We start from the raw sequence: 13,543 nt of genomic DNA on the forward strand, positions 1-13,543 counted from the left end.
GTTTCGCCGCGCCGGGCGGACTACTCGGCCCGACCGTTCGGATCATGCCGTCCTGGGACTTTCGCCCTCCTGAGCGTGGGACCGTCGGGACGGTCCCTGGTCGGGGTGTGGACCACTCTCTGGATGGCCGGAACTTTGATTCTCGTTCCGCCACATCGGCCCCAGCGAGTCCCTAGAGTGCTCCGCTGTCGGGGGACGGCTCAGTCGTCCTGTGAGTGAAAGGTCGTCGATGGAACGGCGCAGAATCCTTGTGGTCGCAGCGGCACTGGTCGCGGCGATCGGTGCAGTCCTGGTGTTCATGTACGTCCGCGGGGCGGACGCGCGAGCCCAGGACCAGTTCGAGACCACAGACGTCCTCGTCGCGGCACAGCCGATCGAGGCGGGCGAGAAGATCGACGAGGCATCGAGTGCCGGCAAGATCGTCAAGAAGGCGGTCACCAACAGCTCGCTGGTGCCCGGCTACCAGGTCGACCTGAGCACGTTGACCGGCAAGGTCGCGCTGACGCCGATCTACCCGGACGAGCAGATCATCGGCTCGAAGTTCGGCGACACCGCTGCGCCGACCTCGTCGCTGCGGATCCCGGACGACAAGATCGCGATCTCGGTCAACCTCACCGACCCGGCGCGCGTCGCCGGCTTCGTCGACCCGGGGTCGAAGGTCGCCATCTTCCTCAACGGGACCGACGCCAAGCAGGGCACCCCGTTCACGCAGCTGCTGCTGCCCGAGGTGACCGTGATCGGCGTCGGCTCCACCACGCCGGTCTCCACCACGACCACCGACGAGACGGGCGCGCAGACCACCGAGCAGCTGCCTCGCACGCTGCTGACGCTCGCGCTGAACCAGACGGACGCGCAGAAGGTGCTCTTCAGCCAGGGCAACGGCGAGCTCGCGTTCGCCCTTCTGCCGGCCGACGGCAAGGCCGAGATCAAGCCCGGCGCCCGCACCGACTTCGACAACCTCTTCGGGTGATCTGAATGCCCGTCATCGTCGATCAGGACCAGGACGTCGTCGCCGCGCTCCTCCGCTCGCTCCCCGCGGGCTCCCAGGGCGTTGCGAGCGTCGACCGGATGCGCGCCTGGCTGGCCCAGCACGAGGACGAGTACGTCGTCGTGCTCGGCCCGACCGTCGAAGTGCCGGACGCGCTCGCACTGTGCGACTACCTGCGCACCGCGCACCCGACCCTGAGCGTGGTCCTCGTCCGTTACGAGATGACCACCGAGGTGCTGGCCGCGGCCATGCAGGCCGGTGCCAGGGACGTGGTCCCGGGCGAGTCTCCCGAGGCCCTCTCGGCCGCCGTCACGCGCGCCTACCAGCTCTTCGTCGCCCTGCGCGGCCCGGGCGGCGCCAACCAGTCCGGCAAGGTGATCACGGTCTGGTCGCCCAAGGGCGGCGTCGGGAAGACGACGATGTCGGTCAACCTCGGCCTGGCGCTCACCGAGGGTGGCGCCCGTCGCGTCTGCGTGGTCGACCTCGACCTGGCGTTCGGGGACGTGGCGATCACCCTCCAGCTGTTCCCGACCCACTCCATCGAGCACGCGGTGGGGTCGGAGAACTCCGTCGACGCCGACCTGCTCAACGGCCTGCTGACCCGCCACGGCGACTCACTGATGATCCTGGCGGCACCGGCCCACCCCGACGTCCGTGACCGGGTCTCGGCCACGCTGGTCGCCCAGATCCTGCGCACCCTCAAGCAGTCCTTCGACTTCGTGGTCGTCGACACCGCGCCCGCGTTCGACGAGCAGACCCTGACCGCGCTCGACGAGACCGACGAGATCGTCATCGTGGCCACCCTCGACGTGCCGACGCTGAAGAACGTCAAGATCGCTCTCGAGACGCTCGACATGCTCAACGTCGCGCCGGACCGCCGGCACCTCGTGCTCAACCGTGCCGACGACGAGGTGGGGATCAGCCCCGACCGGGTCGAGGGCATCCTCGGCATCCGGCCCTCCGCCCGGGTGGCGACCTCGCTCGAGGTCGCGGCGTCGACCAACGCGGGCAGCCCGATCGTGGTGAAGAACCCCCACCACCCGACGAGCACCGCCATCATCGCCCTCGCCTCGGAGCTGGCCGGCGGCGAGATCGCCACCCCGGTCTCCGCCAGCGCCGACGAGCCGGCGCCGGAGCAACAGTCGAAGCGACGTCTGAGGAGGCGGCGATGAGCCTCGCCGACCGGATCGCCGCCGCCCGCCGACAGGCGCCCGGCGAGGTCCCGGAGCACGTCGGAGCGCGCGTCGCCGAGGTGCAGACGGTTCCGGTGGACGCATCCGCCGGCTCGGGCGGCAAGCGCCGGGCCGCCGTACCCTCCGACGCGGAGCTGACCGCCGTCACCGCCCCGCCGGCCCCGGAGCCTCCCGCACCGGCCGCGCCGACGACGACCACGACCACGACGGCGGCGGACGCCGCCGCGTCGCGCCGCCTGCTCAGCCAGGGCCAGCAGGCCGACCGGTTCGAGGCGATCAAGAGCAGCGTGCACGCCGAGCTCCTCAAGCACCTCGGCCCGCAGCTCTACGAGTCGGACCTCGACGCCAAGGAGCTCGACCAGGCCGTCCGCGGCGTGCTCCAGGACGTGCTCGCCTCGCAGGACCGCCCGCTGTCCAACAGCGAGCGTCAGCGGGTCACGCAGGAGATCAGCGACGACATCCTGGGCAACGGCCCGATCGAGCCCTACCTGCGCGACCCCGACGTCTCCGAGGTCATGGTCAACGGCCACGCCGACATCTGGCTGGAGCGCCGCGGCAAGCTCGTGCAGGCGGAGGCGCAGTTCTCCGACGAGGCGCACCTGCGTCGCACCATCGACAAGATCGTGTCCCGCATCGGTCGCCGCGTCGACGAGTCCAGCCCCATGGTCGACGCGCGCCTGCCCGACGGCAGCCGTGTCAACGCCATCGTCCCGCCGCTCGCGATCGACGGCTCGGCGCTGACCATCCGTAAGTTCTCCGCCGACCCGCTGACCGCCGACGACCTGCAGCGGTTCGGTTCGCTGACGCCGGGCTCGCGGCAGTTCCTCGAGGCCTGTGTGCGCGGCCGGCTCAACGTCATCGTGTCCGGTGGAACCGGCGCCGGGAAGACCACGACGCTCAACGTGTTGTCGTCGTTCATCCCCGACGACGAGCGCATCGTCACCATCGAGGACGCCGCCGAGCTCCAGCTCAAGCAGGCCCACGTCGTCCGGCTCGAGTCGCGACCGCCCAACATCGAGGGCAAGGGCGCCGTCCACATCCGTGACCTGGTCAAGAACAGCCTGCGCATGCGTCCCGACCGCATCATCGTCGGCGAGGTCCGCGACGCCTCAGCGCTCGACATGCTCCAGGCGATGAACACCGGTCACGACGGCTCCATCTGTACCCTGCACTCCAACGGTCCCCGCGACACGCTGGCCCGCATGGAGACCATGGTCCTGATGGCCGGCATGGACCTGCCGGTGCGAGCGATCCGCGAGCAGGTCGCCTCCGCGGTGGACCTGATCGTGCACCAGGCCCGTCTCAAGGACGGCTCCCGCCGCATCACCCACATCACCGAGGTGGAGCGGATGGAGGGTGACGTCATCACGCTGCAGGACATCTTCGCGTTCGACACCAGCGCCGGCTTCGACGCCGACGGCCGCTCCCTCGGCCGGATCAAGCCCACCGGGCTGCGTCCGAAGTTCCTGGAGAAGATGGCTGACTCCAACGTCACCGTCGACCCGATGATCTTCGTGCCGGACCGCGGCTGATGCGGCTCGTCCTCGCCGCCACCGCGGCTCTCGGAGTCCTCGCACTCGCCCAGCCCGCCGCCCACGCCGCCGGGAGCGACAGCGCGATCACGCACATCCAGCACACCAAGGCGGGCTTCAAGCTGCTCGTCTCGGTCCCTGCGGATGCCGACGTCTCCCTCGACGACGTCTCCGTGACGGTGGACGGCACCCGCGCGGAGGCGACGGCTGCCGTAGCCCGCTCGGGTGACGTGCGACGGACCGAGATGCTGGTCATCGACACCAGCAACTCGATGAAGGGCGCGAAGTTCCAGGCCGCGAAGGCGGCCGCCCTGCAGTTCCTCGACGCGGTCCCCGAGGACGTCTACGTCGGCATCGTGACGTTCGACGAGCAGGTCACCACCGACCTCCAGCCGACCCAGGACCGGAGCGCTGCGGCGGCCGTGATCGACGGCCTCAAGCTGAGCGGGGGCACGCACCTGTACGACGGCGTGGTCACCGCCGTGCACGACGCCGGCAAGGCCGGCCAGCAGTCACTGCTCGTCCTCTCGGACGGCGCCGATGCCAGCAAGACGCCGCTGGACACGGCGACCTCGGCGATCTCGAAGGCCAAGGCCCTCGTCGACGTGGTCGCCGTCGACCAGGACGCCGACAGCGCGGCCCTCGCCGCCCTCGCCGACGCCGGCAAGGGGCAGGTCCTCTCGGCAGATCCGGGCGCCCTCGCCGCGACGTTCGCGTCCGAGGCCCTCGCCCTGGCCCGCCAGGTCGTGGTGAACGCCGAGGTGCCCGCCACGTTCACCGGGACCGACGCGACGGTCCAGGTCGACTTCGGAGCCGTCAGCGCGAGCGCGTTCGGCCGGGTCCGCGCTGCGGGGCCGCCGCAGGTCGCCGCCACGGCCGCGGGCTTCGTCCTGCCGGACTGGGGCATGTACGCGGGAACGGCCGCCCTCGGCATCGGGATCGCCTTCCTCCTGATCCTGATCATCCCCAAGCCGGCCGGCCCGATGACGGCCGAGCAGCGGATCACCTCCTACACGGTGGGCACCAGTCGGGGCGCGCGCCGGCGCGGGGGCGCCAACGCCGACTCCGACGACCTGCTCGACAGCGCGAAGACCGCCGCCGCCGGCATCCTCAAGCGGAACGCGGACTTCGAGGCGAAGATCGCGGCACGCCTCGACGCGGCCGGCAGCGAGCTCAAGCCCGCCGAGTGGCTGCTCCTGCACAGCGGCATCGCCGTCGTCGTCACGCTTCTCGGCCTGCTCCTCGGAGGCGGCAGCCTCGTGCTCGGGTTCGTCTTCCTCGGGGTCGGCATCCTGGTTCCCTGGATGTACCTGGGAGTCGCCCGCAACAGGAGGCGCAAAGCGTTCGGCAAGGCTCTGCCCGACACCCTGCAGCTGATCTCCGGCTCGCTCGCCGCCGGCCTCTCCCTCGCGCAGTCGCTCGACACCGTCGCCAACGACGGCACCGAGCCCGTCGCCAGCGAGTTCCGGCGGGTGCTGGTCGAGACCCGGCTCGGCGTCAACCTCGAGGACGCGCTCGAGGGTGTCGCGGAGCGCTTCGAGAGCAAGGACTTCGGCTGGGTCGTCATGGCGATCGGGATCCAGCGGCAGGTCGGCGGCAACCTGGCCGAGCTGCTCGACACCGTCGCGGCGACGATGCGCGAGCGTGAGTACCTGCGCCGCCAGGTCAGCGCCCTGGCCGCCGAAGGCAAGCTGTCCGCGATCGTCCTCGGTCTGCTGCCGCCCCTGTTCGTGCTCTACCTGTGTGCGACCAACTGGACCTACGTGTCGGTACTCTTCACCGACATACGCGGCATCCTCATGCTCGCCGGTGGCACACTCTGGTTGGGGTTGGGCGTGTTCTGGATGAGCCGTCTCGTGAAGGTCGAGGTCTGACATGGTGGTGTACCTCGCCCTCGGGGTCCTGCTCTTCGCCGTTGCGATCGCGCTGCTGGCGATCGGCCTGCGTCCCGCGGAGGAGGCCCGAGGCATCAACCGCTCGCTGGCGGTGCTGCAGGCGATGACCGAGGCGCCGCGCGAGCTGAGCGCCGAGCTGGAGAAGCCCTTCGCCGACCGCGTGCTGCAGCCGCTGCAGGAGCGTGCCCTCGGCCTCGGCCGCCGGATCAGCGGTGCGGACTCGGCGGACCGGATCAGGAAGAAGCTCGACCTGGCCGGCAACCCCGCCGGGTGGACGGTCGACCGGGTGACCGCGGGGAAGGTGCTCGGCGCCGGCCTCGGTCTCCTGTTCGCGCTGGCTTTGGGAGCAGTGCTGGTGCACTCCCCGACCACCCGCATCGTGCTCTGCGGCGTCGGGCTGGTCGTCGGCTTCTTCGGCCCCAACCTCTACCTCTACCAGCTCGCCTACGACCGGTCAGCGAAGCTCCAACGGGAGCTCCCCGACGCCATCGACCTGATGACCATCAGCGTGGAGTCGGGACTGGGCTTCGACGCCGCGGTGCAGCAGGTCGCCACCAACACTGAAGGCCCGCTCGCTGACGAGTTCGCCCGGATGCTGCGCGAGATGCAGCTCGGCATGGGGCGCGGCGAGGCGCTGCGCTCCCTCAGTGAGCGCGCCGACGTCGACGACCTGCGCTCCTTCGTGTCGGCGATGGTGCAGGCGGACACCTTCGGCATCCCGATCGCGCAGGTGCTGAGGGTCCAGTCCGGGGAGATGAGGGTGAAGCGGCGTCAGCACGCCGAGGAGAAGGCTCAGCAGGTGCCGGTCAAGATCACCGTCCCGCTCATCTTCTGCATCCTCCCCGCTCTGTTCGTGGCGGTGATGGGCCCCGCAGCCATCAACATCATGGACAACTTCGGCGGCTGATGTTCGACGCGGACCGGCTCCCCTTCCGGGTTGCGGCGCTCGCACGGATCATCGTGCTGATCGCCCTGACCGGGCCGGTCCTCTGGGCTCGCGACGCCGCCGCCCTGATCGCGCTCTTCGTCATCGGGGCCATCTGGGCGCTCGCGACGCTCGTCGACCTGCGCGGCGTCCTGCCGCTCGGGTTGCTGATCGCCGGTGAGGCGCTCCTGGTCGGGACGGTGTGCGGCATCGTCGTCGACGCCTCGACGGCGGTGATCGGGGCCCTCTGCGTGCCGCCCTTCACCGCCGCCGTGTTCCGCGGGCTCTGGAGCGTCGTGACATCGCTCTGCGCCGAGCTGTTGATGCTCGTCGCCTTCGCTTACCTGGTGGGCGGCAGCCTGAGCGTTGAACAGGCCTCCGCTGCGTTCAGCTGGGCGGTGACCGGACTCGGACTCGGACTGATCGGCACCTTCCTGAACGGTGCGCTGATCGAGCGCAGCGACCCGCTGGCGCCCTACCACTACGCCCAGGGGCTGCTCCGTCAGCTCATCGACATCTCCGAGGGCCTCGACAGCGGTCTCGACCCGGTCGCGCTCGGGGGCTCGATCCTGTCCGGCGTACGCGACGAGGTCCCGACCGTGGCGATGACCCTCTACGTCGCGCGTGACGAGGCCCTGCTGCCGCTGGTCACCAAGGCGCTGGGCACCCCTGACGAGGTGCGCGAGTTCGAGGGTGTCGCCGGCGAGTCGTGGCGGGCCTGTGCTCCGGTCCGGCGCGGTCGCGTCTTCGCCTTCCCCCTGCTGTCGGAGATGCGCGCCATCGGAGTCGTGGTCGCCGCCCTCCCGGACGGCGCCGACGCACGAGCGGTCGGGGTCGACGACGCCGTACGACGCCTGATGTCCGACCTGGGCCCGAGCGCCGTCCATCTCGACACCGCGCTCCTGTTCGCGGCCTTCCGCGACGCCGCGAGCGCCGAGGAGCGCCGGCGGCTCGCCCGCGAGATGCACGACGGCGTCGCGCAGGACATCGCCTCCCTCGGCTACCTCGCCGACGCCCTCGACGCGGTGTCCACCACCGACGCCCAGCACGAGCGGATCGCCCAGCTGCGCGAGCGGATCACCGCGATCGTGGGCGAGATCCGGAGGTCGCTGGTCAACCTGCGAACCAGCATCGGCGAGAGCGAGAGCCTCGGCGCCGCCATCGCCTCGGTCGCGCGCAACCTCTCGGAGGTCTCCGGCGTGCCGATCCACGTCACCGCCGACGAGCTCACCGAGCGGCTGCGTCCCGAGGTGGAGGCCGAGCTCTTCCGCATCGCCCAGGAGGCGATGAACAACGCCGTCAAGCACGCGCAGGCCGACTCCGTGGACGTGCACTGCCAGGTCCGGGCGCCGGCCGCGCGGATCACGGTGACCGACGACGGTCGCGGCCTGCAGCCCGGGCGGGCCGACTCGCACGGGTTGAAGATCATGCGTGAGCGGGCACTGTTGGTCAACGCCGAGCTCGAGCTGAGCGACGTGCCCGAGGGCGGCCTCTGCGTCTCTGTCACCATCCGTGGTGACGGGGGGCCCGAGGAGATCACAGTCGTGCAACCGGACTTCGACGATGAAACGAGGGTGAAAGCATGAGCGAGCCGATCAAGGTGCTGTTGGTGGACGACCACGAGCTCATCCGAGAGGGCCTCGCCGGGGTCATCGACCTCCAGGAGGACATGCAGGTCGTCGGACAGGCCGGCAGCGTGTCGACGGCCCTCCGTGCCTACGCCGAGTTCGCGCCCGACGTGGTCGTCGCCGACCTCCAGCTGCAGGACGGCACCGGTCTCGACATCGTGCGAAGCATCCGCAAGACCAACAACCGGACCGGCGTCGTGGTGCTGACGATGCACTCGGGCGACGACCAGATCTTCGCCGCCATGGAGGCGGGCGCCTCCGGGTTCGTCGGGAAGGACGCCCCCTCGGGCGAGGTCGTCCGCACCGTCCGCCACGCGGCCGTCTCGCCCCGCTCCTTCGTCTGTGCCGGTCTGGCGCAGGCCATGATGCGGCGCGCCACGTCAGAGTCCACGCGGCTCTCCGACCGCGAGCACGAGGTGCTCCTGCTGCTCGCCGACGGCCTGGGCGCGGCGGAGATCGGGAAGAAGCTCTACCTCTCCGAGTCGACCGCCAAGTCGCACATCGCGAAGATCTACCAGAAGCTCGGCGCCGCCAACCGGGCGCAGGCGCTCGTCACGGCGATGCGGATCGGGCTGCTCTCCAGCGTGCAGCCGGGCGGTCGCTCTGACGGCTGAGCCGAGCGGACACCGGGACCTCGTAGCCCGAACGGACTACCCAGGTCAGCACACTCTCCCGATTCGGTGCATGTCTCCCCTGGCCGACGATTGATCTGTGGGGCAGGGGCTCCACGGACACAGGACAACCGTCCGGAGCCCAGCTCTCGGCCAACTACCTCAAGGGGAAACATCATGGTGGACTACTTCCGCATTCTGCTCAACGCTCGTATGGCGAAGATGGAGGAGCGTGGCGCGTCGGCCGTCGAGTACGGCCTGCTCATCGCCGGCATCGCCGCCGTCATCGTCGTCGCGGTCATGGCCCTCGGCCCGGTCGTCAAGAACGCCTTCAGCCAGACCTGCGACGCGATCACCAGCAACAACTCGAACATCACCGCTTCCTGCAAGAGCTGATCTCTCACTCGAGCGACCGAGGGCGCCACGGCCTGCGCCGTGGCGCCCTCCGCCATTCCTGAAGGAGCAATGAGATGCACCGAAGGTCCGAGCGCGGCGCGTCAGCCGTCGAGTACGGCCTGCTCGTCTCCGGCGTTGCCGGCCTTGTCGCGGTCATCGTCTTCAGCCTCGGGCGAGTGGCGGGCGAGCAGATGAACAACGACTGCGACGCGATCACCGGTCAAATGAACACCGCCTTGAAGAGCGGCAGCGCCCCCGGGTGCCACTGATCAGTCGGTCACCCGGCGGGCCAGCGCGATTCTCTGCAAGACCGTCGGGTGTGACCCGAACCAGAACTGCGACCAGGACGCCGGTGCCGGGTCCTGCAGCGAGCTGATCGCCAGCTGACGCTGCAGGTCCACGAAGGCACCGGCGTCCCTCGTCGTTCTCAGGGCTGTCACGTCAGCCCTCGTCTCGATCTGGCGGCTGATGGTGTTCTGCACCGGCAGCGCGACCACGGTCCCGAGCGCCAGCAACGCCAGCAGCATCGGAACGGCGGCGGGGTCGCCGATGCTCGTCGGGGCACGTCGCCGCCGCTCGACGGTCAGGCCGAGCAGACCGATGCCCACCACGGACCCCGCGGCCCCCAACAGCGATCCCGTGAGGACGTCGTCGTACTTGGCGTGGCCGAGCTCGTGGGCGACCACCGAGAGGGCCTCCGGCTCCGAGACGTCGTCGACGAGGTTGTCGTAGAGCACCACCCGGCGCGTGCCGCCGAACCCGGAGACGTAGGCGTTGAGCGTCGTCGTCCGGCGCGACGCGTCGGTGACGAGGACGTCGTCGATCCTGACGCCGTCCTGTCGGGCCAGGTCGAGGACGCCGGAGCGCAGCGGACCGTCGGGCAGCGAGGTGAAGTCGTTGAAGAGCGGTTCGACGAGCACGGGATAGACGAAGGACCCGAGCAGGACCAGGACGGCGAGCAGGCCTCCCGCGACGGCCGGCCAGAGCCGCCGCGACCGCCTGACGCACGCCATCAGGGCCAGCAGACCGAGCGAGGTGCCGACGACCGACACCAGCAGGCTGATCGCCTGGTCGCTCGCGAATCCGCTCCAGGCCTGGTGCGAGAGGCCGACGTCGAGCTGGCGCCGCCGCAGCTGGATCGCGGGCAGGAGCGTGGCGACGACGCCGATCAGCTCCAGGACCGCGACGCCCTCGACGACCCGCAGCCACCACGGCCCTCGGGCCAGTGCCATGAGCCGCCGACCGAGCGGCGAGAAGCCGATGACACACGCGACCAGCAACGACACGACGAGGCTCGAGCGCGACCACAGCCGCGCGAAGGAGGAGTAGTCCTGCATGGCGCTCAGCTGCGCGTCGGAGAACACCGATCCCGGGGAGGGCGGGTTGAGCGGTCCTCCTGGATAGGGACGCCACGGCACGCGGACGACGGCCAGCACGACGAACGCCACGAGCCCGATGCCGAGCACCGCCAGCGCCACCCGGCGCGCTCGGACCGTCTCATTGCTCCCGCTCGCGCCGCTCACGCGGCCAAGTGTGACAAACGCTCCTGCCACAGGCGCGTGACCCCCGGAGCTCCGACGCCCACCACGTCGCGCAGCACCGCATCGAGGTCGTCTCCGGCGCCGACCCGGTCGTAGACGGCGAGCAGCCCGCGCTCCCCCGCCCGGTCGGCGATCACCCGGCACGCCAGCCAGGCCGCCTCGTACTCGGCGCCGAAGCTGCTGGAGTGGGAGTCGAAGTCGCCCTCGTCCGGCAAGTGGTCAGGTGGACCGCTCTGACGGACCTGGGCGAGGATCTGGCCGGCCGTAGTGGACAGCGGCAGGCGAACGTCGCGCAGGGCGACGTAGTCCGCGAAGCCCTCGGTCAGCCAGATCGGCCGGTGGCTGCTCGTCGCGGCCTTCGTCGCGGCGTGGGTGGCCTCGTGGCTGACCACGATCTGCGCACCCTGCGTGTCGAGGGTGGCCATCACCTCGGGGTTCAAGAAGACGTGGACGGGCGCGTCCGCCGCCGACGAGCCGTCGACCGTGGCCGTCACCGCCGCGACACCGGAGTAGGTGCCGGCGGCGGCACCGAGCGCCGCGTCGAGGGCGGTCTCGGAGGGCGGCACCTCGACGACCAGTGGCCCCGCCCACCCTGCGACCACACGACCCACGACGGTCACCGCACGGGCGGCGAGCTTCGCGTACCGGTCGACCGATGCCCGGTCGGGGCCCAGCGTCAGCACACCGGCCTGCCGGCTGACGTGCACCGGCCCGGTGAGCCACAGCGGCGTGCGCCGGTCGCCGCCGCCGAACCCGGTGATGCGGGCCGTGTGGCCGTCGCTGGCGAACCCGAGGTCGACCTCCTCGTGGACCGAGGTCGGGTCGAAGCGGCCGAAGCGCCAGGTCAGGTCGACGGCGGCGGTCCAGCGCCCACCACGCTGCACCGCGCCCTGCTCGTCGACGTAGCGCGCGGTGAGGTCGGTCAGATCCAGCGCCGAGGCGTTCGCCACCACGGCCCGCAGCAGCGACCGGCCGGAGGGATCCGCAGCGAGCCCCGCGGCCGCATCGGCGTCCCGCTGGGTGATGGCCCCCACGAGCCGCTCGAGCGCCGTGGCGGCGAGATCGGGGCGGGCGGTCGCCTGGGCAGCCCTCGGCGGGGTCGCCACGTAGGTGTCCGGTTTGAGCACCAGCCAGGCGACGGTCGCGACGATCAGCGCGAGGAGACCGACAAGGCCGGCCACCCACCAGCGTGGGCGACCGGCCTGGTCGGACGTTGCGTCGGTCGAGCCTGGCGAGACCAACTCAGCCAGGACGAACGGCGCCGACGTAGGGCATCGAGTGCAGGGCGGTGACGCGGACGCCCTCGCCGGGGTTGGCGGCGTGGACGATCATGCCGTTCCCGATGTACATGCCGACGTGGCTGATCGGGCTGTAGTAGAACACCAGGTCACCCGGCTGCAGGTCGCTCTCGGAGACGTGCCGCCCGGAGCCGTACTGGGCGCTCGAGGAGTGCGGGAGGCCGACGCCGGCGGTGCCCCAGGCCATCATGGTCAGGCCGGAGCAGTCGAAGGCGCTCGGGCCGGCTGCACCCCAGACGTAGGCGTCACCCACCTGAGCGAGTGCGTACTTCACGGCAGCGGCCGCACGACCACTGGCCGGAACGTCGCTGGGGACACGCATCTCGCCCCGCGAGAGGATCGCCTCACGCTCCTCCGCCTGCAGCTTTCCAAGGAGCTCCTTGGCGTCGGCGAGCTTGGCCTCGACGGTGCTCTTGTCGCCGGCCAGCTTCTTCTCCGTCGCCGCCACGTCCGCGGCGCGCTCAGCGGTCGCCTTGCGGCGCAGCCGCAGCGCGTCGAGCTGCGTGGAGTAGTCCTTGTAGAGACCGGCCTCCAGGCTGTCGAACGCCGAGATCGTCGAGAGCTGTCCGAGGAAGGCCTTCGGGTCGTCGGAGATGAAGACCTGCCCGACCGCGGAGAGGTTGGACCCCTCGAACTGCTGCAGCATCGAGTCGCGCAGCTGCTCACGGATCGTGGACAGTGCCGCATCCTGACGCTGCTGGTCGGCCCGCAGGCTCGAGAGCTCCTGGTTGAGGGCGTCGAGCCGCAGCTTGGCGTCGTTGTAGTCCTCGGTCGCCTTCTCGGCGTCGCGGTACAGGGTGTCGACCTGCGCCTGGACATCCTTGATGTCCGGCTTGGCCTGGGCAGGCGTGGTGGTCGTCAGTCCGAGGGTGCAGGCGAGCCCGAGGCCCGCCACCGCTGCGGCGACGCGTTTCCGACCGTTCAGCACGAGCGGGCGGTCTCCCTTGCTTGTGTCGTACGCCTACCGGGTGAGCTGACGGGTTCGGGCACGACTGGCCCTACTCCCGCTCCTCGCAGCCACCGTCCCCGGCCGCTGCGCCTTGCGCGAGATTCACCCCAGATGGCACCGCCAGAAGCGGCGCCGGTTGGTTCCCCGGTTCTCGACGGGACCCGAATCCAGTCGAAACTCAGCGCGATGCTCGCGCGAGTCGGTTGACCCACTTCCACGAGCATCTGAGTGCTGAACTCTAACCGCCGAATCCGGGCACGGCCAATCGGTCGTTCGGGCGAGTTCTGCCGGATTGAGCCCCTTCTCTCCCAACGGCCTCACTGGCCTCGTCAGCCACAGGAGTTACGCCGACTCGACCTCGCCGCTCCCGGTCGGCGTCACCATCCGCAGCGGCGGGACCAACCCGCCCTCGGCGAGGACGTCGAGCGCCCGGCGCTCGTCGTCGTCGAACGCCAGCTCCGGTGGCGGCCCGAGCAGCACGGTCACCACGCAGTCGTGGCACGCCACGCCGCGCACCATGCACGTGTCGCAGTCGATCCTTGTCGTCATGTGTCGCACTCTGGCACCCGCCACCGACATCAAGGGCG

Annotated in this window: 13 protein-coding genes and 1 riboswitch; of the genes, 9 read left to right on the forward strand and 4 right to left on the reverse strand. The window is 70.5% G+C overall.

The features are described from left to right. The first annotated feature begins 229 nt into the window (after positions 1-229). The 9 genes from cpaB to BM236_RS18875 all read left to right on the forward strand — a co-directional run bounded on the left by cpaB (position 230) and on the right by BM236_RS18875 (position 9,437). Positions 230-970: a Flp pilus assembly protein CpaB gene (gene cpaB, locus BM236_RS05935; protein WP_091121320.1), complete on the forward strand. Its 741-nt coding sequence runs from the start codon at positions 230-232 to the stop codon at positions 968-970. A 5-nt stretch (positions 971-975) separates the two neighbouring features. Beyond that, entirely contained in the window at positions 976-2,160 is a 1,185-nt protein-coding gene (locus BM236_RS05940; protein ID WP_091121322.1) for a CpaE/TadZ family protein, read from the forward strand. Continuing rightward, positions 2,157-3,713, forward strand: coding sequence for a TadA family conjugal transfer-associated ATPase (locus tag BM236_RS05945; RefSeq protein ID WP_091121324.1), 1,557 nt, complete (start codon positions 2,157-2,159; stop codon positions 3,711-3,713). The genes BM236_RS05940 and BM236_RS05945 overlap by 4 nt, the downstream gene beginning before the upstream one ends. Next, complete coding sequence (locus tag BM236_RS05950) at positions 3,713-5,587, forward strand: type II secretion system F family protein (protein ID WP_091121326.1); 1,875 nt, start codon at positions 3,713-3,715, stop codon at positions 5,585-5,587. The genes BM236_RS05945 and BM236_RS05950 overlap by 1 nt, the downstream gene beginning before the upstream one ends. 1 nt (position 5,588) lies before the next feature. Continuing rightward, entirely contained in the window at positions 5,589-6,515 is a 927-nt protein-coding gene (locus BM236_RS05955; RefSeq protein ID WP_091121328.1) for a type II secretion system F family protein, read from the forward strand. Further along, positions 6,515-8,119, forward strand: coding sequence for a sensor histidine kinase (locus tag BM236_RS05960; RefSeq protein ID WP_091121330.1), 1,605 nt, complete (start codon positions 6,515-6,517; stop codon positions 8,117-8,119). Before BM236_RS05955 ends, BM236_RS05960 begins: the two co-directional genes overlap by 1 nt. Next, positions 8,116-8,775 carry a response regulator transcription factor gene (locus tag BM236_RS05965; protein ID WP_091121332.1) on the forward strand — a complete coding sequence of 220 codons (660 nt, stop codon included), beginning with the start codon at positions 8,116-8,118 and terminating at the stop codon, positions 8,773-8,775. Before BM236_RS05960 ends, BM236_RS05965 begins: the two co-directional genes overlap by 4 nt. A 174-nt stretch (positions 8,776-8,949) precedes the next feature. Then, the gene (locus BM236_RS05970) at positions 8,950-9,168 is read left to right on the forward strand and encodes a Flp family type IVb pilin (protein ID WP_091121334.1); all 219 of its coding nucleotides are present in this window, start codon (positions 8,950-8,952) and stop codon (positions 9,166-9,168) included. Positions 9,169-9,242: 74 nt separating this feature from the next. Then, positions 9,243-9,437 (forward strand): Flp family type IVb pilin, encoded by a 195-nt coding sequence (locus BM236_RS18875; protein ID WP_091121337.1) that lies wholly within the window; start codon positions 9,243-9,245, stop codon positions 9,435-9,437. Here BM236_RS18875 and BM236_RS05980 read toward each other — a convergent pair whose 3' ends face one another. From BM236_RS05980 to BM236_RS05995, 4 genes are all read right to left on the reverse strand, one after another. Beyond that, the gene (locus BM236_RS05980) at positions 9,438-10,691 is read right to left on the reverse strand and encodes a M48 family metallopeptidase (RefSeq protein ID WP_091121339.1); all 1,254 of its coding nucleotides are present in this window, start codon (positions 10,689-10,691) and stop codon (positions 9,438-9,440) included. Next, positions 10,688-11,890, reverse strand: a complete 1,203-nt coding sequence (locus BM236_RS05985) for a hypothetical protein (protein WP_139230037.1) — start codon at positions 11,888-11,890, stop codon at positions 10,688-10,690. The genes BM236_RS05980 and BM236_RS05985 overlap by 4 nt, the downstream gene beginning before the upstream one ends. Positions 11,891-11,951: 61 nt before the next feature. Beyond that, positions 11,952-12,935: a C40 family peptidase gene (locus tag BM236_RS05990; RefSeq protein ID WP_245750163.1), complete on the reverse strand. Its 984-nt coding sequence runs from the start codon at positions 12,933-12,935 to the stop codon at positions 11,952-11,954. A gap of 15 nt (positions 12,936-12,950) precedes the next feature. Then, a riboswitch (cyclic di-AMP (ydaO/yuaA leader) is annotated at positions 12,951-13,150 on the reverse strand. 148 nt (positions 13,151-13,298) lie between these two features. Then, complete coding sequence (locus tag BM236_RS05995; protein WP_091121343.1) at positions 13,299-13,505, reverse strand: hypothetical protein; 207 nt, start codon at positions 13,503-13,505, stop codon at positions 13,299-13,301. Positions 13,506-13,543: the final 38 nt, after the last annotated feature.

Source organism: Nocardioides terrae (assembly GCF_900112345.1).
Taxonomy (GTDB): domain Bacteria; phylum Actinomycetota; class Actinomycetes; order Propionibacteriales; family Nocardioidaceae; genus Nocardioides; species Nocardioides terrae.

What these genes read in the sequence shown, in the direction of transcription:
- BM236_RS05970 (WP_091121334.1), top strand. Translation starts at nt 8,950, where the DNA reads ATGGTGGACTACTTCCGCATTCTGCTCAACGCTCGTATGGCGAAGATG.
- BM236_RS05995 (WP_091121343.1), bottom strand. Translation starts at nt 13,505, where the DNA reads ATGACGACAAGGATCGACTGCGACACGTGCATGGTGCGCGGCGTGGCG.
- BM236_RS05965 (WP_091121332.1), top strand. Translation starts at nt 8,116, where the DNA reads ATGAGCGAGCCGATCAAGGTGCTGTTGGTGGACGACCACGAGCTCATC.
- BM236_RS05945 (WP_091121324.1), top strand. Translation starts at nt 2,157, where the DNA reads ATGAGCCTCGCCGACCGGATCGCCGCCGCCCGCCGACAGGCGCCCGGC.
- BM236_RS05950 (WP_091121326.1), top strand. Translation starts at nt 3,713, where the DNA reads ATGCGGCTCGTCCTCGCCGCCACCGCGGCTCTCGGAGTCCTCGCACTC.
- BM236_RS18875 (WP_091121337.1), top strand. Translation starts at nt 9,243, where the DNA reads ATGCACCGAAGGTCCGAGCGCGGCGCGTCAGCCGTCGAGTACGGCCTG.
- BM236_RS05940 (WP_091121322.1), top strand. Translation starts at nt 976, where the DNA reads ATGCCCGTCATCGTCGATCAGGACCAGGACGTCGTCGCCGCGCTCCTC.
- BM236_RS05960 (WP_091121330.1), top strand. Translation starts at nt 6,515, where the DNA reads ATGTTCGACGCGGACCGGCTCCCCTTCCGGGTTGCGGCGCTCGCACGG.
- cpaB (WP_091121320.1), top strand. Translation starts at nt 230, where the DNA reads ATGGAACGGCGCAGAATCCTTGTGGTCGCAGCGGCACTGGTCGCGGCG.
- BM236_RS05955 (WP_091121328.1), top strand. Translation starts at nt 5,589, where the DNA reads ATGGTGGTGTACCTCGCCCTCGGGGTCCTGCTCTTCGCCGTTGCGATC.